The sequence below is a fragment of the Pontibacter vulgaris genome, from assembly GCF_022758145.1.
GTDB lineage: Bacteria > Bacteroidota > Bacteroidia > Cytophagales > Hymenobacteraceae > Pontibacter > Pontibacter vulgaris.
This window is the reverse complement of the sequence record NZ_JAJVDH010000003.1, coordinates 443,291-465,159: the sequence shown is the minus strand read 5'-3', so window position 1 is coordinate 465,159 and position 21,869 is coordinate 443,291. Positions and strand designations below refer to the sequence as shown.

The following is a 21,869-nucleotide window of genomic DNA, read 5'->3' as shown; positions in this document are numbered from 1 at the left end:
ATAGATTATTAGTACTAACTGATGCTGCTTAACCAGAAGGGCTCTCTTTCCTTTTGCTGTAAAGAAAATTGAAGTTTGGGCCTTACCGCGCCCCACCATTTGCCATACCATTTCAGATCTCCACGGTAATCTTCCATGTCGAAGGAGAGGCACTCGTTAAAATCCAAGAGGTGAATGGCTGTGTTTTTAAGGAAATTAAATGATATGAAATAAGAACCATCGTTGAGCAGGTTTCCGGGAATAAGGCACTCTCCCTCAATAATTCCTGGCCTGTAACACATTACAGACGAGGAAAGTACTGTGAAAATACACTCGCCGCTATAAGAAAAGAGCAGCATCCGGGTGCTGATGTTACTATTCTGTTCCAGATTCCAAAGCTGGAACCTGACGGTTAAAGGTGTTCTGATATCGATTACATCAAAAGTGTCATCCAGATGGGGAATAAGTTCCACGCTCTTGACCTTGATGCTTTCATTCCCCGGCGCTTCCTCCATTTTTTTCCATTCCTGCTTCAGGCAATGTTTCTGAATGCTGGAAACATACTTATTTACCACTTCCGATGCATCTCCCCATTGCTGTATGCGGCCCTTTTGTAACCACAGCACGTTATCACAAAGACTATTTACAGCCTGCATACTATGGCTAACAAAAAGTATGGTTCTGCCATCAGTTTGGGATATTTCATGCATTTTGCCCATGCACTTCTTCTGGAAGTCAGTGTCGCCTACTGCTAATACCTCATCCACAATTAATATATCAGGTTCCAGGTGAGCAGCTACAGCAAACGCAAGCCGGACATACATACCGGAAGAGTAACGTTTTACCGGCGTATCAATAAAACGTTCAACGCCTGAAAACTCCACGATTTCATCAAATTTTCGCCTGATCTCGTCCCGGCTCATCCCAAGAATGTAGCCGCTTAAGTAGATGTTCTCCCTTCCGGTTAATTCGTTATTAAAGCCTGTTCCTACTTCCAGTAAACTGCTTACTTTGCCATTACCTCTCACTACACCCTGTGTTGGTCGGGTAATGCGGGAGATTATTTTAAGTAAAGTAGATTTGCCGGAGCCGTTCTCTCCAATAATGCCAAGCACTTCACCACTTTTTACTTCAAAGCTAACATCATGAAGTGCCCACAGGGTATTTACATCATCCTGCTTCGCTCGGTGCGCCTGAAAGAATGGGGACTCTTTCTTCAGAACGTTAGTTACCCACCAGTGCTGCAGGTCTTGCCTGAAAGACCCGGTACCAAAGGTGCCTAAGTGGTACAGCTTTGATAGGTTTTGGACATCTATTGAAATCTCTGCCATTACTTTTTATACAATGTCGATGATACTGTCTCCTTTTTTGTTGAACAGCAACAATCCTATTGCCAACAGCAGAGCAGCAAAAAACAGGCTGTAGGCTAAGAATGGAAAGATTACTACTCCTTCTCCATATAGGCTAAACCTAAAAAGCTCAAACAAGGAGGTAAGTGGATTGAGTTGTATTATCCAGCGCATATCGGGAGCCAGGTAGGTAAGAGGATAAATTACAGGTGTGCCAAACATAAGAAGCCGGATACCCAATTGTACAAAGCCTGACAGATCTCTATACTTGGCTGTGATCACAGATAAGGTTAGCCCTAATCCCATGCCTATAGATCCAACAGCAAGCAGTGCTACCGGAAATACAAAAAACCAAGTGTCGAGGCGTGGTATAAAATCTCTGAATAGAATATAGTAACAATAGAGCAGAAACAGTAGAAACAACTGTATGAACAAACGGATGAATTGTGTACAAAATATGGACAAGGGTGTGATTATGCGCGGGAAATATACCTTGCTGAAAACCTGTGCATTTTCCCGGAAAGTGTTAGCAGTACCACCGAAGCACTCATTAAAAAAGTTCCAGAGTATAATGCCTGAGAAATAAAATAGTACAGGCGGTAGTGTGCCCGTAGATAAACCCACCAACCTTCCAAAAATCAGTGTATAAGTAGCAAGTGTTAATATAGGCTGCAGGAACATCCATGCAGGCCCAAGAATGGTCTGCTGATAATTAACCAAAAAGTTTTTTCTGACGAGACTAGCCAGCAGGTGCCTGTATGCCCATAACTCTGCTAATGATGCACCCCAGTAACTTGATGAATTATTGATTTCCCACTCCCAGTGTTTCCTTTCGGCCATAGAAGATGTAGTATTGCAGTTTGTAGAAATTTATTATGATTACGTAATAAATGTAAAGTGTATAATTAAAATAATTATTTTTTTAATAAAATACAGAACACTTGATGTGGAAGAACTAGCTTTAAAAGTATTCCAGTTAACTGAGCTTCACTATAAATTGAATTTGCCTGAAAAAACCATACTTGATAAAATAATTGACAGATTGAAGATGATGATGTCAGTAGCCAGAAGTGGGAAGCTATCGCAGAGTTAATAAGCTGAGTCTTATTATGCTTTGCTTATTTGTTTGAAACACTTACTAATTGATTTAACGTAAGAACCCCCACCGAAACTCGACAGGGGTTTTTTATATTCAAATCTATCGTTAATTACTTGTTGCTGTCTACTTCTTCGTATTTTACATCAGTTACGCCCTTAGGAAGGTAACAATTATTGCTTCTTAGAATAAAATACCTTCATTCGCTCTTTAATGAATTATTAAGTCCAATAACTATATTTAACCCATAAATTTCATAATTGGTTTATATTAAGTTTAAATTTTGCAAAATAATTAGCGTGAATTAAATATTAATTTTTTAAATTATAATATAACTATTTATAATTATATTCGTTGAATTGCATATTAAATTCATAATATAGCTATGTAAAGTACTATGTTATGGGCTTGTGATGTCGGATTGCTTCTAATTACTGGGCTTCAAATTTATGTAAATATGCTTTTCAATAGCCTTAATTTCGTTTTTCTTGTGTTTGTTACGATGCTTTTGTACTATGCAACAGCACTTAAAAGGTATCAGGTAGTTATACTTATACTAGCAAGCTTTTGCTTTTATGCGACAAGCCAGCCGATACTGCTCCTGTTGCTCTTAGTCTCTATTGTTATAAATGCTGTAACCAGTTATTTTATACAATGGGGAGCCCAAAACAAACGCAGGCTAATTGCAGCAGCAGGTGTTATTGCTAACCTGGGTATATTGGCTTTTTTTAAGTATAGCCCTTTATTTGCCTCTACAGTATTCAGCGGCTCCAATGATAATCTAAGTAATTTCCTACTCACAATACCATTGCCGGTGGGTATCTCTTTTTATACCTTTCAGGGTATAAGCTTGGTGCTCGATACTTACAAAGAAGATAAAAGGGAAAGTATAGTTCCGAAAGGCTTTATGGAACATTTCAGAAACACAATCTTCTTTATTTCTTTTTTTCCGCAGCTGGTAGCAGGGCCAATTGTTAAAGCCTACGATTTTATACCCCAGATTGCAGTAAAAACTTTGAAAGATATTAACTGGGAATACTGTTTCAGGTGCCTTGTAGTTGGTTATTTCCTGAAAATGGTAGTTGCAGATAACCTCAAAGACCAGACATTCTGGATTGCCTATCCATACTTTGAACGCTATGCTTCCATAACACTGATTGTAATGTTGCTGGGATATTCAATGCAGATCTTTGCAGACTTTGCCGGTTACTCGCTTATCGCGCTTGGCGTAGCAGGCTTATTTGGGTACAGGCTCATGGATAACTTTAATTTTCCGTACATTTCCCGGTCTTTTTCGGAGTTCTGGCGCAGGTGGCACATTTCGCTATCAAGTTTTTTGAAAGAGTACCTCTATGTGCCGCTCGGAGGCAACCGGAAAGGCGCTTTCCGTACTTACCTGAACCTTATGATTGTGATGTTCCTGGGTGGTTTGTGGCACGGAGCAGCCTGGAGCTATGCCGTTTGGGGTACTTTTCATGGGGTAGCACTTGCATTGGAACGTTTCCTGGGTAGTAAAATAAAACTTCCAGATACGGGGCTGATCCGTTTTGTACAAATGGTACTTGTTTTCAGCTTTGTTACCTTGGCCTGGTTGCTCTTTAAACTACCTGACTTTTCTTATGCCGTGCTCTATTTCAAAGCGCTTTTCACAAACTGGCACATTGCGCCGGGCTCACTTGGTTACGCTATTATGGGGTACACTATCCTGTACTCGCTGCCAGTAGTTTTATACCACCTGCATTACCTATATGCACAAAAGCTTACTGTGGCTTTTGTTATAAGAAAAACTGAAGTTGCCCTTTATGCTGTTATGCTGTTTATGCTAGCTGTTAACAGCGGAACAGCAAACGAATTTATCTATTTCCAATTTTAATAACATCATCATGATAAAGCGTGCATTCGGCTTGGCATTGGTTCTTTTTATCGGGTATAATTTTGCCATACAAGTACTGGAGCCTAAATTTTACATCCCTCAAAATCAGCAGCAGGAAAACCTGATCAAAGTACAGGAATACTTGCTCAATCCTGCTGTAAAACCCAATGTAGTGGTTGGTTCATCGGTATCAACCAGGTTGGATATGAATATTTTACCAAATGATTTTTTCAACCTATCCTTTAGAGGAAAGAGCGTTTTTGATGGATTGGAACTCATAAAGCGTAGTGGAAAAAAGCCGGAACACATCTACATCGAAACCAACATGCTGCATAAAGAAATTGATGCTGCATTTGTGGATTCCGGCATTGAGAACAACATGAACGTTGTGAAGCAATACCTGCCGGCACTGCACGAAAAGCACCAACTTATTAATACTTTAACCTATGTTGCCTTTGCAGCGCTCGATTATGTTAAGCCATCGCTTACAGCACAATTAGTAAAAAAAATCGGGCAAAAAGTTGAGGACAAACAGCTTTCTCCGAACCAGGTACAGGAGCAGGTGGCAGTACTTTTAGCAGAAGCAGCAAAAAAATATCCATCAACTGAAAGTGTTACAGGCAAGGCCAATATAAAGCTGGTTTCTTTACAAACTGGGATGCCGGAAAATTTATACGTTTCGCAGCAGATGGCAGAACTTAAGACGTATGTAGATTATTTTACTAATCATCAGGCGCAGGTTATTTTCTTTGAAATACCGCAGGAAGCTTCTACTTCTTTGTCACCGGAAAGATTACAGATAAGAGAGGCGTTAAAAAAGGCTTTTCCTGAATCAAGTTACACTTACTTTCCGCTTCCTGCCGGAGATTACTTTAAAACTACAGATGGGACACACCTAGATGAAAAGAGCTCTGAATTGTATTCCTGGTTATTTGTGAATGAGGTTAATAATATTGATCCGCTACAGGATAGGCGTATTCCTGTAAAGCTGACAGTTGCCGAATAATCCTTCGAAAATTGGAAGTTTTTGCCCGGGTACCAGAATAATTTAGCACGATACTTTGATTACCTGTGCAGTGCTTAGATAATTTGCCTTATATGAAATAAACAAGCAAGATGGACTTTTTAAGGTAGAGCCAAAAGGGCTACAACCTGGCATTCAAACTAAGAGTAGCGAACAAGATAATAAAAAAATCCCCTGCCGAATTTCGGCAGGGGATTTTATATGTAAATCTATCATTTATTACGTGTTACCGTCTACTTCTTCGTAGTCTACATCGGTTACGCCACCGTCAGCAGATGCACCTTGTGGGCCACTACATAGCTACAACTATATATTGGCCGCTAAGATCGTCAGCGCATTTACTGCCTCAGTTACAAAAAAGCTTGAGCAGTATAAGTCAGTTTAAAGGATAAGGTAATGTGATTTGTGAAAGAGCCGAAAACAGGATAGGTATCTAAAGTAAATAGTTTTTTGATTAGAGGTACTTAAACCAGAGATTTCATGAGCATTAACTTTATTTCAGGTTTCAAGACAATATCGACATACGGAGTTATATAAAATATTGTATATTGAATACTATTTTATTAGAGACACCTATAAAAGATTCCGTTCCTTATGAAAACAATCACTCTATTTAAGATATTTCTCCTTACCATATTTTTTGCCTTTTTCGGTTTTTCTGTAAAAGCCCAGGTTCTAGCTACATCTAGTTTTTCTCCTACTACACAGCTTAGAGCCATGGCAGACAGTACCATCACTTTTGATAGTTCAGAATGTATTGAAAATCTTAGTAAGGATAAAAACAGGTTTTACTTCAGGAGTGATTATCAGCTGGTATCTCCTGTTTGTGCTTCTTTTTTCAGAGTTTCAGCTTTCGATTCTTTAAATATGGTCTTCGATGGACCCTTCAAAGACTATAGATTCGATAGCTTATTACTTGTAGAAGGTACTTATAAGAACGGCAACCTGGATGGAGAATTTGTAATGCGCTACATGAACGGTAATATTTGGCAAAAGGGTCAGTATGAGTCGGGGCTTATGGTTGGCTCTTGGGAGTATTTTTTCCCAGATGGAAAACCGATGTATAGCTTCACTATTAAGGATGATAAACTGGTATTGAATAATGTATGGGATTTCGATGGAAAACAACTAGTAAAGAATGGGAATGGAAACGCTATTATCTATCACTTCAACAGTAGATCTATAGATAACTTTAAAGCCATTAGCTGGAGGGGGAAAGTGAAGGACGGATTACTGGAAGGAAGATGGGATCAATATACCGGTCGTACACGAACTCAGCTAAACCAAGTTTATCATAATGGTAAGTTTGTGAAAGGTTATAAACAAGGTGTATATTTTGATGGTGTAAGATATTTTGGGTTAGGACAGGAACTAGCTCTTGTGAATGCCGAAAAGTTAACGGTAAGTACATGCGAAGTTAATCCTGCTAATGCATTCCTTCCTGCTTACCCCAAAGGTGAGTTGAACCTAAAGGATGATTTATACTTACATTTTGATGAATTACAATATGAAAAGTTAAAATCCTCAGAAATAACAATTGCCTTCTATGTAGATTCTGACGGAAGTTTGAGTGAGTTTACAACAAAGAGCGATACAGGATATGAATCACATCTGGTTAAAGCTCTTGAAAATTTAGGCCCTTGGCTGCCTGCTTTAAGTTATGGCAAGCATGTACCAATGCAGGTGGAGTTTACATTTAATTATATGAACAAAATTGAGAGGGAGATTAGCAGCAAAAGGAATGATAATAAAAGGTATAAAGGTGATCCAACCCGACAAGATCATCATCAACCACAAGGCGGAAACTTAGGGCAACATTATTTTGAAAAAGATCCGTGGTACAGGCCATCAAAACTGTAAAGTGAATTTTATATTCTGCTATACTACTCCAAAACAAAAAAGTCCCCTGCCGAAACTCGACAGGGGACTTTATATTTAAATTTATCGTTAATTACTTGTTGCCGTCTACTTCTTCGTAGTCTACATCGGTTACGCCACCATCAGCAGATGCGCCTTGTGGGCCACCCTGCGGGCCGCCAGCCTGGCCGTTACCTGCCTCAGCACCTGGGGCGCCCTGGGCAGCATACATTTCCTGCGAAGCTGCGCTCCAGGCATTGTTCAGTGCCTCAATGGCAGCATCTATACCTGCGATGTCTTTTGCGCCATGTGCTGTTTTCAGCTGGCCAAGTGCACCTTCAATAGCAGATTTGTTGCCTTCCGACAGTTTATCGCCATACTCTTTCAGCTGCTTTTCAGTCTGGAAGATCATAGAGTCTGCTGCGTTCAGCTTCTCGATCTCTTCCTTCGCCTTTTTGTCAGCTTCGGCATTGGCTTCCGCCTCTTTACGCATACGCTCAATTTCCTGCTCTGTCAGGCCAGAAGAAGCTTCGATACGGATCTTCTGCTCTTTACCAGTAGCTTTATCCTTAGCAGTTACGTGAAGTATACCGTTAGCATCGATATCGAAAATAACTTCGATCTGCGGAACACCACGAGGTGCTGGTGGAATACCATCTAAGTGGAATCTGCCAATCGTACGGTTATCGCGTGCCATCGGGCGCTCACCCTGCAGTACGTGGATCTCTACAGATGGCTGGTTATCAGATGCGGTAGAGAAAGTCTCAGACTTTTTGGTTGGGATAGTTGTATTAGACTCAATCAGTTTGGTCATTACACCACCCATAGTTTCGATACCCAGTGAAAGCGGCGTTACGTCAAGTAACAGTACATCTTTTACCTCACCAGTCAGTACACCACCCTGGATTGCAGCACCAATTGCTACCACCTCATCCGGGTTAACACCTTTAGAAGGCTTCTTGCCAAAGAACTTCTCAACTTCTTCCTGAACACGTGGAATACGAGTAGAACCACCTACCAAAATTACTTCATCAATATCAGAAGTAGATAAGCCAGCATCCTGAAGCGCTTTTTTGCAAGGCTCCATAGATCTGCGGATCAGGTCATCGCAAAGCTGCTCAAATTTAGCGCGAGTCAGTTTGCGTACCAAGTGCTTTGGAATACCGTTTACCGGCATAATGTATGGCAGGTTGATCTCCGTTTCGTTAGAAGACGAAAGCTCGATCTTAGCCTTTTCTGCAGCTTCTTTAAGACGCTGTAATGCCATTGGGTCTTTGCGAAGATCGATGTTCTCATCGCTGATGAACTCTTCTGCCAGCCAGTTAATGATCTTCTGGTCGAAGTCGTCGCCACCAAGGTGTGTATCACCGTTCGTAGATAGTACTTCAAACACGCCATCACCCAGCTCAAGTATAGAAATATCGAAAGTACCGCCTCCTAAATCGAATACCGCGATCTTCTGATCTTTGTGTTTTTTATCAAGGCCGTAAGCAAGCGCTGCTGCTGTTGGCTCGTTTATGATACGCTTTACTTCAAGGCCTGCAATCTGTCCGGCTTCTTTTGTAGCCTGGCGCTGTGCATCGTTAAAGTAAGCTGGTACGGTAATAACCGCCTCTGTTACCGTTGTGCCTAAGTAATCTTCAGCAGTAGCCTTCATTTTCTGAAGCACCATCGCAGAAATTTCCTGTGGCGTGTACTGGCGGTCGCCTATCTCAACACGTACGGTGTTGTTGCCACCCTGTACTACTTTGTAAGATACCTGCTTTGCTTCTTCGCTAACCTCGTTGTAGCTGTGGCCCATAAAGCGCTTGATAGAAGCAATTGTGTTCTGAGGGTTTGTGATAGCCTGGCGCTTGGCAGGATCACCAACTTTACGCTCACCATTACCGCCATCCAAAAACGCAACGATTGACGGCGTTGTTCTGCGGCCTTCGCTGTTAGGTATAACCACCGGCTCGTTACCTTCCATTACGGCAACGCAGGAGTTGGTTGTACCCAAGTCAATACCTATTATCTTTCCCATTCTATAGTTTTATTATATAAATTCTAATCGAAATCTTTTACTGTTGATACCACTATAACAAGCCATGTGCCAAGCATATTTCAGGTGTTTTTTTATGTCATTCTGTCACTGGCAGCACATCTGATATACTTTTTGGCGTAACTCCTGAAAGCCATACTTACCAGATACGACAAAACTTCCACTTTAAGTTAAACTCCTTTGGCAAACTATGCTGTTGCCAGGCTAGGATAACCTTACTACGGGTATGTATAAAATATTAGCAGCCCGACCCCGGAAATATTTCCGGGGTCGGGCTGCTGAATGAAAGTTTAGAAAAAGTAATTAATTGGCAACTTGTGCCAGCTGCGTTAGCTTAGCCTTTTTTATACTTGTTCTTCGGTAAGAGGTCTCTAATTCAGTAAAAAGGTAGTTCAGGTGCTTGTCAAACTTTTGTTTGTGGCGCAACCGTTGCCTTTCGTCGTTGCCAAACATGCCACCTGTACTATAAGACCGGTTCATTATTCCCAGGCCAGGCTGGGCGAGGTCTTCTGTAAGCGCTATCGTAGCCGCTGTCTGGTTTCTGGGGAAGTAATAAAAGAAAGCATAAAAGGGCATCCCGGACGATACCATAATATAAGGTACAGCAAATAGGCCGACAGCGCTAAGTGCTATACCGGCAGCCCGTTGGTTGGAGTTGGTATAGCTTACACCATCAACCCGAATTCTGAGAGAGCTCGAATCCTGGCATTGTGTAAGTTTAAAGGCATGTGGCGTATTGTTGTGCCGAACTATATAAGCATCCAGTGCATCTTCAAAATCAGCCTGGAAATCTTCGGGCACGCCTGGCGCAAAGTATAAGCACACACCTAATTGCTGTACCTGCTTCCCATTCTGCATAGAAAGCCTGGGCGTTGTGCATTGCGTAAAAAGTATAAGCATAAGAGGCAGAAGCAACAGGGGCTTCAGCAGTTTACTGTAAATGTGTTTCATGAAAGGCTAAAAGTTAGAATGTTTAACACAATTTACAGCTTAAATGGAAGTCTGCAAATACTACTATGCTTAGAGAAGACTCAGGCTATGGTTAGCTTAAATGTGTTTATACTTTGCCTTGCTTTTGAGCTTAAAGTTTTATAAATCAATACCGCATAAACTTAGTAATCTCACCTTAAACATTTAGTACATGAAAATTGCTTTGCGCAGAACAGGGAGTGCGGCCTGTTTGCTTTTAGCTTTAGCCCTTGCCTCGCCTGAGGCTATGGCCCAGAAAACAAAAGCTGCTAAAAAACAAAAAAGCACCAGCCACACCGTAGATACTACACTTTATAATGGTTTAACATGGCGATCTATCGGGCCTTATCGTGGCGGGCGATCTGCCACCGTAACCGGGGTGCCGGGCAAACCTAACCTGTATTATTTTGGCTCGGTAGGTGGCGGCGTTTGGCGCACTACTGATGGCGGCTCTACATGGGATAACATCTCGGATGGCTTTTTCGGAGGTTCAATAGGCGCTGTAGCCGTTAGCGAAGCCGACCCTAACGTGATCTATGTGGGCGAAGGTGAAAAAACAGTGCGCGGAAATGTGTCATCCGGCTTTGGTATGTGGAAATCGGTTGATGCCGGTAAAACATGGCAGCATATAGGATTGAAAGATTCCAAGCACATAGGCCGTATCCGTATTCATCCGCAGAATCCTGATATAGTGTATGTGGCTGTAATGGGCGACCTCTACAAATCGAATGATGAGCGAGGCGTTTATAAAAGTACAGATGGCGGCAAAACCTGGAAGAAAACCTTATTCGCGAACAAAGATGCCGGTTCTGTTGATCTGACCTTTGATCCGTCGAACCCGCGTATACTTTATGCCACCACCTGGAATGTGCGCCGCACGCCGCATAGCTTGTCTTCAGGTGGCCCGGGCTCTGGTATCTGGAAAAGCACGGATGGCGGCGATACCTGGAAAGACATTTCTAAAAACGATGGTTTGCCAAAAGGTACCCTGGGTATAATAGGGGTAGCAGTATCGCCGGTAAAATCAGACAGGGTGTTTGCCATGGTAGAGGCTGAAGAGGGCGGGCTTTTCCGTTCGGATAACGGTGGGCTAAACTGGCAGAAAGTAAACGACGACCGTAACCTGCGCCAGCGTGCCTGGTACTACACCCGCGTGTTCGCTGACCCCAAAGACGAAGATGTAGTGTATGTACTGAACGTATCTTACCACCGCAGCAAAGATGGCGGAAAAACGTTTACATCGGCCAACGCGCCGCACGGCGACCATCATGATCTTTGGATAGCACCTGAAAATCCTGCACGGATGGTTATTGCCGATGATGGTGGAGCACAGGTAACTTCAGATGGCGGTATGAACTGGAGTTCAATGGATAATCAGCCAACGGGCCAGTTTTACCGCGTGGTAACCGATAACCATTTCCCCTACCGTATTTACGGTGCCCAGCAGGATAACTCAACTGTTCGCATTTCGCATCGCTCTAACGGCGGAAGTATAACCGAAAACGACTGGGAAGAAACAGCTGGCGCAGAAAGTGCACACCTGGCCGTGGACCCTAATAACCCCGATATTGTATATGGCGGAAATTATGGCGGCTTCCTTTCAAGGGTAGACCATAGCAACGGACAGGAGCGCGTAATAAACGTGTGGCCGGATAACCCGATGGGGCATGGAGCCGAAGGGATGAAGTATAGATTCCAGTGGAACTTCCCGATCCTGTTCTCGCCAAACGATCCGAAGAAATTATACACCACATCTAACCATGTGCATGTCACCTACAACGAAGGACAGAGTTGGGAAACCATAAGCCCCGACCTGACACGTAACGATTCAACCAAACTAGGGCCATCTGGCGGACCGATCACAAAGGATAATACCAGCGTGGAGTACTACGGTACGATCTTCGCCATTAACGAATCAGGTATAGAACCGGGCGTAATCTGGACAGGCTCCGATGATGGCTTGCTGCATGTAACACGCGATGGCGGCAAAACCTGGACTAACGTAACGCCGAAGAAAATGCCGGAATGGATCATGATCAACAGCATCGATCCGCACCCAACTCTAAAAGGCGGCGCTTACGTAGCGGCTACCATGTATAAATCCGGAGACTTCCGGCCTTACCTGTACAAGACCACCGATTACGGCAAAACCTGGAAAAAAATTACGGATGGCATTCCGGAAAACCATTTTACCCGTGTAGTGCGTGCCGATAAAAAACGGGCAGGTTTGCTGTATGCCGGTACCGAGTATGGCATGTATGTTTCGTTTGATGATGGCGACAAATGGCAGCCTTTCCAGATGAACCTTCCTATCGTTTCCATCACCGACCTAACGATTAAGAATGATAACCTGATCGCTTCTACCCAGGGCCGTGGCTTTTGGCTGATTGATGATATAACGCCGCTGCACCAGCTAAACAAAAGTATAGCCGATGCGAAGTTTCACTTGTACAAGCCAATGGATAGCTATAAGATGGACGGTAGCAGCAGGGGCCCTTCTAAAACAGCTGGCGAAAACCACCCGGGAGGTGTGCTGGTACATTATTACCTGCAGCAAAAACCCGATTCTGCCACTACAGCCAAACTGGAAATACTGGACCAGCATAACAAACTGATCCGAAGCTACGCCAGCAATGCCAAAGAGAAAAAGGATAAACTGGAGCTGAAGCAAGGCCTTAACCGGTTTGTATGGGATATGCGCTACCCGGAAGCAAGCAAGTTTGATGGTATGATTTTGTGGGGAGGCGGCACGCAGGGGCCTAAAGCAATACCCGGCAAGTATAAAGCCAAGCTAACAGTAGGTAAAGAAAGCCAGGAAACGGAGTTTGTTATACTTGCCGACCCGCGCACAAAAGCTACACCCGAAGACAGGCTGGCACAGTTTACTTTCCTGACGGAAGTACGCGACAAGTTAACCGAAACCCATGATGTTATAAAAGATATCAGAAGTATGCGCGCCCAGCTAAATACGCTGAAAGGAAATCTGAAAGAGCAGGACAACTATAAAGATGTGACTGATGCTGCTACAGCCATCGATAAAAAGATCACTAAGATTGAAGAAGCGCTTTACCAGACCAAAAACCGTAGCGGCCAGGACCCGCTAAACTTCCCGATACGCCTGAACAACAAACTGGCGAACCTGGTTGGGCAGGTAAGCACCGGCGATTTCAGGCCAACAGAACAGGCTTACGCTTTCAAAAAGGAAATTACTACCCAGATAGACCAGCAACTAAATTTGTTTAAGCAAGTGCAGGCGCAGGATGTTCCGGCGCTTAACAAGCTGGTAAAAGAGAAAGGGATTGATGCCATATCGGTAAAAAAATCAGAATCTACTCCGAGTTCAGATTCTTTGTAAGCAGTCTGTTAAAGTATGAAAACTAAAAAAGCCCCACCTAATGGTGGGGCTTTTTTGCATGTTTAACTTAGATTTTAAAAGGAGCGGGTTACTGTCATTTCCACAGTTTTAGCTGTGTCATTATTTTCAGCCTTTGGGTAAGGTATTACATCATTTAATGTAATCGTATACTTCCGGGTACCTACCTGCAGAGGTATAGTATGTTTGCTGCGCACTGGCTCCGGGTGGCATGCACCAATGCAAAGGTTAATATCCTTTACCTGTTCCTGCTCGTTGCTGGCGCTAAGTATAACTGTGGCATTGCCCATGGTAAAACACATTGTGCCGGTAGGGCAGCGGGAATCGTAAACCTGCTCCAGTTTTACTTTTAGCTCTTCTTTCGTATCCTCGTCTGTAAGCGTTATTTCGCTACCTTTAACCAGCGTAAAAGTTTTTTCAAATGGCGCTTGCCGCGGCTTTGGATCAAGATCGTTGCACTGCACCAGCATTAATACAAACAGCAAAGGATACAAGTAATTAGACATAATCAGCCACTTTTATAGGTAAGAGTACCAGCGCAGGTAAAAGGGTTGCAAGCAGGCGTGAAAAAATCTCCATTTTGAAGGTTTTTATAGTGAACAGCCTGATAATTAGGGATTAAATTTTTTCTAAAATAAGCTCTGCCTGGGGCATACGGAAGGTGTTTTTCGTGTTAGGATAAGGGCTTACACTTAAAAGCCTGAGGTTATACTTTGCCTTGCCAAGCTGTATCGGGCTGTTTGTGATATAAGTAATAGCAGGAGAGGTGCCGGGCTGATATACTTTAGTAAGTATGGTTTGCAGGTCTTTATTTTGAAGCTGAAGGATAAGTACAGCTTCGCCGGCTGTTATACATTTCACATCGGTAGGGCAGCGGCTGTCGGTCATACTTTCCCATGATAAGGTTATGGCTTCTCCGGTTGCAGTGCTGTCGGTTATACTTACCTGTTGGTTCTGCCCAAGTATAAATTTCTGCCCGAAGTATACCTGTTCCGAATCTATGTTCGAATCGTTGCCGATTAATAAAAACACTAATGCCGATAAGTATAAATTTGGTAGCATGGGTTTCAGGGTTAGGGTTCATCAATAAGAGTATGAGTGCAGCAAATTGGTTGCAGGTCAGAAGCAAATTTTAATTACTTTGGTATTAATCCGATGTCTGCACATTGTTTATATGCCGCTTTTGTAGCATATTGAGCAAGTATACTTTCTTTAATCTATCGCGTGCATCAAACTGTTTCTACTGTAAAAGCTGAGGTGAGAAAAATTACCGGCAGGCTTCGCAATTTTCGTGTATACCATAAATACATGGGGCTGGCGTTGGGCGTTTTTGTGCTCATCAGTAGTATGACAGGCATTGCACTGGGCTGGAAGAAAAATGTAGACTTATTACAGCCTCCCACTCAGGATGGCAGCACCACCGATCTGCAAAAATGGGTGCCGCTTGCCACCATGGCAGCCATATCCACCGCCGCTTTAGACTCTGCAGCAAGTATAAAAAACAACCCGATAGATAGAATAGAAGCACGCCCGGAGAAAGGAATGGTAAAAGTGCTTTTCCTGGAAGGAAGCTGGGAAGTGCAACTGGACGGCAGCACCGGCAAAGTGTTGTCTGTAGCGCAACGCCACTCCGACTGGATCGAAAAAATACACGATGGCTCTATTATCAGCGACGGATTTAAACTTGTATCGATGAACGTGCTGGGCCTGGGTCTGGTGCTGCTGTCAGGTACCGGTTTCTTCCTGTGGTTCTATCCAAAAAAGATCCGGAAACTTAAACAAGAATAAGTATAGCTTACCTCTACATGAAAAAATTACCGGGGCTTTCGCTCATGATGTTGCTGTGTTATTACAGTGTTGCCCAAACTATAACTGTGCAGGATAAAGCTACCCTGCAGCCACTCCAGGGTGTAGTTATTAATGCTGCAAATAAGCACACATCGGTTCAGACAAATGCTAAAGGTCAGGCAGATATCAGCGCGCTCCTTGCTGCTTCCGATTCTGTTAAGATTCTGTTGTTGGGCTACCAACCGGAGGTGTTTTCTAAAGGCAGGCTGCTGGAGCTAAACTATAAAATCGGGCTTGCACACCGCACGCTGGCTTTTGATGAAGTGGTAGTTTCATCGGGAAGGTTTTCATCTAAGCGCAGGCTGGTGCCCCAGCAGGTAGATGTACTACAGCGCAGAGAACTGCAACTGATGAGCCAGCCAACGTTGGCCGAAGTAATGCAGCAAAGCGGCAAAGTGCTGGTACAGAAAAGCCAGATGGGTGGCGGAAGCCCGATTATTCGGGGCTTTGAGGCCAATAAAGTATTAATGGTAATTGATGGCGTGCGCATGAACAACGCCATTTACCGTGGTGGTCATTTGCAGAACATCATTACGTTAGATAACAATGTGCTGGAGCAGGCGGAAGTGGCTTTTGGCCCAGGGTCGGTGATGTATGGCTCGGATGCGCTGGGCGGTGTAATGCACTTTCAGACCATTCAGCCACAACTTGCGGTGGTAGGGGAGAAACACTTATGGAGCGGAAGCGCCTTCACACGTTATGCTACTGCATCCGACGAAAAAACCATCCACGCACTGTTAAACTATGGCCGGAATAAGTGGGGTAGCCTGACAAGTATAACAATATCGGATTTCGGTAACCTGCGCCAGGGCAATAACCGCCGCGGCACCTACGGCGAACACGGCATCCGCGATTATTATGCTGCCCGTATTGGTGGCCGCGATACCATGCTGCTCAACCCAAACCCAATTGTGCAGCAGCCAACAGGGTATACCCAATACGATGTGCTTCAGAAATTGCTTTACAAACCAAGCGCTGCCATTAGCCACGGCCTGAATTTGCAGTATAGCACCAGCACCGATATACCACGCTACGACCGCTTATCAGAAATGCCGAACGGTAAATTAAAGTTTGCGCAATGGTACTATGGCCCTCAGGATAGGTTGCTGGCAGCTTATACTTTGTCGCTAACAGGGGCTACAAAACTCTACGACCAGGCCAAAGTAATTACAGCCTACCAATGGCTGCAGGAAAGCCGGCATGACCGCCGATTTGGAAAGAGCCAGCTGGCGCATAAAACAGAAAATGTGCAGGTTTTCAGCACCAACGCCGATCTTGCCAAAAGTATAAACGCACATCGCCTGCAATACGGCCTGGAGGCAAGCTATAATGCCGTTACCTCTGAGGCAAACGAAGAAAATATAACTACAGGTGCGCATAAAGCCACATCTACCCGTTACCCTGACGGAGGCTCCGGCATGCATAGTGCTGCCGCATACTTTACCCACACCTGGGATGTGAAACCCTGGCTAATTTTAAACGAAGGAGCTCGTTATACTTATGTTGGGCTGGATGCACATTTTGATGATAAAACATACTTTCCTTTTTTAGAAAATAAAGTTCAGCAGCGAAATAATGCCCTTTCGGGTAATGCTGGTGCTGTTATTTTACCAGGTAACAACTGGCGGTTTGCTATACTTGCCTCAACAGGTTTCAGGGCTCCTAATGTAGACGACCTGAGTAAAGTATTTGATTCTACTCCTGGTAATGTGATTGTACCCAACCCAACCCTGAAGCCGGAATATACTTATAACCTTGAAGTAAGCGCCTCCAAAAGTATAAAAGATAAGCTGCACCTGGAGTTGGTTGGCTACCGCACCTGGTACCGCAATGCCATTACAACACAACCGTATTTACTCGCAGGTCAGGATTTCATACTTTACAACGGGCAACTGAGCCAGGTTACGGCCAATGTAAATGCGGGCAAAGCCACGCTACATGGTTACAGCGCAAGCCTGCAGGCTGATCTTACAAATTACCTGAGCCTGAGCTCTTCCCTAAACTATACTTACGGGCGCATCAAGTCAGAAAGTACCGAAATTCCTCTGGATCATATTCCTCCTGTATTTGGTAAAACAAGTATAAACCTCCAGCTAAAGCGCCTGCGCAGTGAGTTTTTTATACTTTATAATGGCGCAAAAAAGCTGGAAGACTACAACCCCAACGGAGAGGATAACCTGCAATATGCTACACCAAACGGCATGCCTGCCTGGCATACGCTAAACCTGCGCACTGCTTACCAGTTCACGCCAAACCTGCAACTACAGGCAGCCCTGGAAAACATTACAGATAACTATTACCGGGTGTTTGCCTCTGGCATCAGTGCTCCAGGCAGAAATTTTATACTTACACTTAGAGGAAAGTTTTAGGGAAATTTAGTTTCTTAAATAAGATACTTTCAGATTTAACGTCAAGAGCCGAAGCTGTAAAGCTTGGACTCTTGACGTTAATATTTCTTTCAAGTTCACTTAAAATTAAAGTGAATTGACACTAAATAGTGGGTCGTTAATGTAAAATAAACATTACATTATGTAAGGTATACTTGCTAAATGTAAAACATTGTTTACATTTATATCAAATTTTAATACAAGATATACCTATGAACAACCGTTTTCTTTTTCCGCACCGTTTCAAGCTGATCGGGTGGATGCTTTTTGTGCCGGCCCTTATACTTGGGCTGTTGATCACACTCTTCGATTATACTCCTTTTAAATGGGAAACCTCGGTTTTTGCCATTTATGATGGAGGTCTGTTTGAAGCAAACAAGGTAATGATGCTGGTAAAGAATGATGTGTTTGACGAGCTAGTGGGAGTTGCCGCAATTATAGGTGGTTTGCTGGCTGCTTTCTCCAAAGAGAAAGACGAAGACGAATACATTGCCCAGATCAGGCTGGAGTCTTTGCTTTGGGCCACTTACATTAACTATGGTTTTTTGCTCTTCTCCATCCTTTTCATTTATGGTTTAGGCTTTTACCAGATCATGATCTTTAACATGTTCACATTGCTGTTCATTTTCCTGGTGCGTTTCAACTTTATACTTTACAAATCAGCAAAGGCAGTAGCATGAAGAACAGTATAAAAGTAGAACGTGCTATCCACAACTTTACGCAGGAAGACCTGGCCAAAAAAATAGGGGTAAGCCGGCAAACTATAAACGCCATGGAAGCAAACAAGTATGTGCCCTCTACGGTGCTGGCTCTTAAAATTGCAAAGCTGTTTGGCAAACCAGTAGAAGAGATTTTTCAGCTGAGCGAGGAAGATTAATTTATAACGTAGCCGGGACAAATATCCCATTTCTATATCTGTGTGGGGCGAGGGAGAACAAAACTGAGATGAATAATTAAGTTTAAACGGGAAAATTATGAGGAGTCCTTACGGCCATTAAGCTACCAAAGTATAAGTTGAAATAGATAAATTAGACGGAGTATGAGTAACTGTCGGAAAGTATAGTACAAAGTAAATTCAAATTTCAAGCATAAATCCCTAGCTTTAAAAAGTCAAACTATACTTATCACCCAATTTCATAAAATGCAAAAACGTATACTTTTGGTAGCGCTGCTGGTAGCTCTTGGTGGGGCTGTACAGGCTCAGAAAAAAACGAAGCAGCCTACGGCAACACCTGCAAAAAACAGATTGGAAGCCTACCAGAAAAGGCAGCAACTGGAGCAAAACTCACTGGCCGGCAACCTGAAGCTTCGTAACATTGGCCCAACCATTATGAGCGGCCGCATCACCGATATTGAGGTTTCACCGAAAGACCCTACTGTTTTTTATGCAGCCTATGCCTCCGGCGGACTCTGGAAAACTACAAACAACGGGCAGTCGTTTGAGCCTTTGTTTGATGAGCAGGCTGTTATGACGATCGGCGATATTGCCGTGGATTGGAACAACAAGGAAACTATTTGGATAGGTACAGGTGAGGCTAACTCCAGCCGCTCGTCCTATTCAGGGGTGGGCGTGTACAAAAGCACCGATGGTGGTAAAACCTGGCAGCACATGGGCCTCGATGATACGCACCACATTGGCAAGATCATCGTGCACCCGACCGACCCGAACACTGTATGGGTGGCAGCTTTAGGCCATTTGTACTCCCCTAACAAAGAGCGAGGCGTGTACAAAACCACGGATGGCGGCAAAACCTGGAAAAAGACATTGTACAGCGACGTTAACACCGGCGCCATCGACCTGCAGGTAGACCCGAAAAACCCAAACAATGTATATGCAGCCATGTGGCACCGCGAGCGCCGTGCCTGGGATTTTGTGGAAGGCGGTAAATCTTCGGGCATTTACAAATCCATAAATGGCGGCGACACCTGGACCGACATCAGCACCGCTGGAAGTGGCTTCCCCGACAATGAAAACGTAGGACGCATTGGTTTGAGCCTGTTCCCGGGCAACCCGAACACAATGTATGCTTTGGTGGATAACTATGACCGCCGTCCGGTTGAAAAGAAAGATGACAAACCCGAAATGCTGGACAACGACCTGTTTGCAGGTATGACAGCAGAAGAATTCCAGAAACTGGATGACAAAAGCCTGAACGCATTTCTGGACCAGAACCGTTTTCCGCGCGAGTATACTGCCAAAAGCCTGAAAGCGATGGTAAAAAGTGGCACGCTAAAGCCTGCTGCGTTGTCGGATTATATCACAGATCCATTGGCTGAGCGCCATAAAACAGAAGTAAAAGGTGCCGAAGTATATCGAACCGATGATGGCGGCAAAACCTGGAAGAAAACCCACGAAAGCTACATTGACGACATGTACTCCAGCTATGGTTACTACTTTGGCGTGGTACGTGTGGCACCGCACAACCCTGATAAAATCTACATACTTGGTGTGCCTATTCTGACTTCAGATGATGGTGGAAAAACCTTCCGAAGTATAGAAGGCGATAACGTACACTCTGACCACCAGGCATTATGGGTGAGCCCTGATAAACCGGGTTACCTTATAAACGGCAACGATGGTGGCATTAATATAACCTATGACGATGGCAAAACCTGGTTTTACGCCAATAACCCGGCGGTAGGGCAGTTCTACTCTATTGCAGTAGATATGGCCAAGCCTTACAACGTGTATGGTGGTTTGCAGGACAACGGCACCTGGGTTGGCCCGAGCAACTACAAGTATAGCCTTGACTGGACAAGCCGCGGCAAGTACCCGTATGAGCGCATTGGCGGTGGTGATGGCATGATGGTGCAGGTTGACTGGCGCGATAATGCCACCGTTTACAACGGATCACAATATGGTAATTACTCCCGCTATAACACCAAAACCGGCGAGCGTACATTCATCAAACCTACGCATAAGCTGGGCGAAACACCGCTACGCTTTAACTGGGAGTCGCCTATACTTTTGAGCCGTCACAACCAGGATATTTTATACTTCGGCTCGAACAAATTTCACCGCTCCATGAAGAAGGGCGAAGACATGGAAACCCTTTCGGGTGACCTGACCAATGGCGGCCGCAAAGGTGATGTGGGCTACGGCACCCTGACAAGTATAGACGAATCGCCGCTGCGCTTTGGCTTGCTGTATACCGGCTCTGACGATGGCCTTATTCATACTTCAAAAGATGGGGGATATACCTGGACCAAAATTTCGGACAAGCTCCCAAAAAACCTGTGGGTGTCTACGGTGGTGGCCTCTGCGCACAAGCAGGATCGTGTTTATACTTCGCTGAACGGTTACCGCTTCGACGATTTCACGCCTTACCTGTATGTGAGCGATGATAACGGCAAAAAGTGGGAACGTATTGGCGGCAACCTGCCAACCGAAGCCATCAACGTGGTAAAGGAAGATCCTAAAAACCCGAACCTACTGTATGTTGGAACCGACCACGGCTTATACTTCTCTCTGGACAGAGGCAAAACCTTTATGGCCATGAGCAATGGCCTGCCTGCCGTTTCCGTGCACGATCTGGTGGTTCACCCGCGCGAAAATGATCTGGTAGTAGCCACGCATGGTCGTTCTATCTACATAGCGCCGGTAGAGCACCTGCAGCAACTTTCGCCGGAATTAATGAAGGAGAACCTGCATATTTTCGCTTTTAAACCGGTTGGTTATGCCACAAACTGGGGTCAGAAAAGAGGTGCCTGGAGTGAGGTAACTGAGCCGGAACTGGTTGTTCCTTTTTATACTTCAGCGGCGGGTACTACCATTATCCGCGTTAAATCGGATAAAGGGCAGTTGCTGAAAGAACTGAAAGATGAGAGTGAAAAAGGCCTGAACTATGTGAGTTACAATTTATCTGTAGACGAAGCCAATGCTAAAGCGTACGAAACGGTACTGAATGCCGCTAAAAAAGAAGGCGACGAACCTTTAAAAGTAACGCCAGCCGACAATAAAGTAATTTACCTGCAACCTGGAAAGTATACCATAGAAGTAGAAACCAATGGTACTAAAAAGACACAGGAATTCACTATCAAAGCTCCTGAAGTAAGAACCAGAGGCTAAGTTT

15 protein-coding genes are annotated in these 21,869 nt (G+C 44.1%); 9 read left to right on the top strand and 6 right to left on the bottom strand.

Annotated features, from left to right (window positions below):
• Window positions 1–14: 14 nt before the first annotated feature.
• Both LWP20_RS07325 and LWP20_RS07320 read right to left on the bottom strand, forming a co-directional pair.
• Window positions 15–1,310 (bottom strand): ABC transporter ATP-binding protein, encoded by a 1,296-nt coding sequence (locus LWP20_RS07325; RefSeq protein WP_242927470.1) that lies wholly within the window; start codon window positions 1,308–1,310, stop codon window positions 15–17.
• Between the two features lie 6 nt (window positions 1,311–1,316).
• Window positions 1,317–2,168, bottom strand: a complete 852-nt coding sequence (locus tag LWP20_RS07320; RefSeq protein ID WP_242927469.1) for an ABC transporter permease — start codon at window positions 2,166–2,168, stop codon at window positions 1,317–1,319.
• A gap of 653 nt (window positions 2,169–2,821) precedes the next feature.
• Between LWP20_RS07320 and LWP20_RS07315 the strand changes: the two genes are divergently transcribed.
• The 3 genes from LWP20_RS07315 (at window position 2,822) to LWP20_RS07305 (ending at window position 7,181) form a co-directional block, all read left to right on the top strand.
• Window positions 2,822–4,297 (top strand): MBOAT family O-acyltransferase, encoded by a 1,476-nt coding sequence (locus tag LWP20_RS07315; protein WP_367615738.1) that lies wholly within the window; start codon window positions 2,822–2,824, stop codon window positions 4,295–4,297.
• Between the two features lie 10 nt (window positions 4,298–4,307).
• Complete coding sequence (locus LWP20_RS07310; protein ID WP_242927467.1) at window positions 4,308–5,303, top strand: hypothetical protein; 996 nt, start codon at window positions 4,308–4,310, stop codon at window positions 5,301–5,303.
• Window positions 5,304–5,915: 612 nt separating this feature from the next.
• Complete coding sequence (locus tag LWP20_RS07305; protein ID WP_242927466.1) at window positions 5,916–7,181, top strand: toxin-antitoxin system YwqK family antitoxin; 1,266 nt, start codon at window positions 5,916–5,918, stop codon at window positions 7,179–7,181.
• Between the two features lie 91 nt (window positions 7,182–7,272).
• Here the strand turns inward: LWP20_RS07305 and dnaK are convergent, their stop codons facing one another.
• Window positions 7,273–9,201 carry a molecular chaperone DnaK gene (dnaK, locus tag LWP20_RS07300; protein ID WP_242927465.1) on the bottom strand — a complete coding sequence of 643 codons (1,929 nt, stop codon included), beginning with the start codon at window positions 9,199–9,201 and terminating at the stop codon, window positions 7,273–7,275.
• A 321-nt stretch (window positions 9,202–9,522) separates the two neighbouring features.
• A complete protein-coding gene (locus LWP20_RS07295) occupies window positions 9,523–10,170 on the bottom strand; it encodes a hypothetical protein (RefSeq protein WP_242927464.1) in 648 nt (215 codons plus the stop codon).
• A 190-nt stretch (window positions 10,171–10,360) separates the two neighbouring features.
• Between LWP20_RS07295 and LWP20_RS07290 the strand changes: the two genes are divergently transcribed.
• Complete coding sequence (locus tag LWP20_RS07290) at window positions 10,361–13,543, top strand: WD40/YVTN/BNR-like repeat-containing protein (RefSeq protein ID WP_242927463.1); 3,183 nt, start codon at window positions 10,361–10,363, stop codon at window positions 13,541–13,543.
• 74 nt (window positions 13,544–13,617) lie between these two features.
• Here LWP20_RS07290 and LWP20_RS07285 read toward each other — a convergent pair whose 3' ends face one another.
• Both LWP20_RS07285 and LWP20_RS07280 read right to left on the bottom strand, forming a co-directional pair.
• Window positions 13,618–14,067: a hypothetical protein gene (locus LWP20_RS07285; RefSeq protein ID WP_242927462.1), complete on the bottom strand. Its 450-nt coding sequence runs from the start codon at window positions 14,065–14,067 to the stop codon at window positions 13,618–13,620.
• Between the two features lie 112 nt (window positions 14,068–14,179).
• Complete coding sequence (locus LWP20_RS07280; RefSeq protein WP_242927461.1) at window positions 14,180–14,623, bottom strand: hypothetical protein; 444 nt, start codon at window positions 14,621–14,623, stop codon at window positions 14,180–14,182.
• Between the two features lie 195 nt (window positions 14,624–14,818).
• Between LWP20_RS07280 and LWP20_RS07275 the strand changes: the two genes are divergently transcribed.
• From LWP20_RS07275 to LWP20_RS07255, 5 genes are all read left to right on the top strand, one after another.
• Window positions 14,819–15,349 (top strand): PepSY domain-containing protein, encoded by a 531-nt coding sequence (locus LWP20_RS07275; RefSeq protein WP_242927460.1) that lies wholly within the window; start codon window positions 14,819–14,821, stop codon window positions 15,347–15,349.
• A 17-nt stretch (window positions 15,350–15,366) separates the two neighbouring features.
• Complete coding sequence (locus LWP20_RS07270; protein WP_242927459.1) at window positions 15,367–17,778, top strand: TonB-dependent receptor; 2,412 nt, start codon at window positions 15,367–15,369, stop codon at window positions 17,776–17,778.
• A 230-nt stretch (window positions 17,779–18,008) separates the two neighbouring features.
• The gene (locus tag LWP20_RS07265) at window positions 18,009–18,476 is read left to right on the top strand and encodes a hypothetical protein (RefSeq protein WP_242927458.1); all 468 of its coding nucleotides are present in this window, start codon (window positions 18,009–18,011) and stop codon (window positions 18,474–18,476) included.
• Window positions 18,473–18,673, top strand: a complete 201-nt coding sequence (locus tag LWP20_RS07260; RefSeq protein WP_242927457.1) for a helix-turn-helix transcriptional regulator — start codon at window positions 18,473–18,475, stop codon at window positions 18,671–18,673. The genes LWP20_RS07265 and LWP20_RS07260 overlap by 4 nt, the downstream gene beginning before the upstream one ends.
• Before the next feature lie 264 nt (window positions 18,674–18,937).
• Entirely contained in the window at window positions 18,938–21,865 is a 2,928-nt protein-coding gene (locus LWP20_RS07255) for a VPS10 domain-containing protein (protein WP_242927456.1), read from the top strand.
• Window positions 21,866–21,869 lie beyond the last annotated feature (4 nt).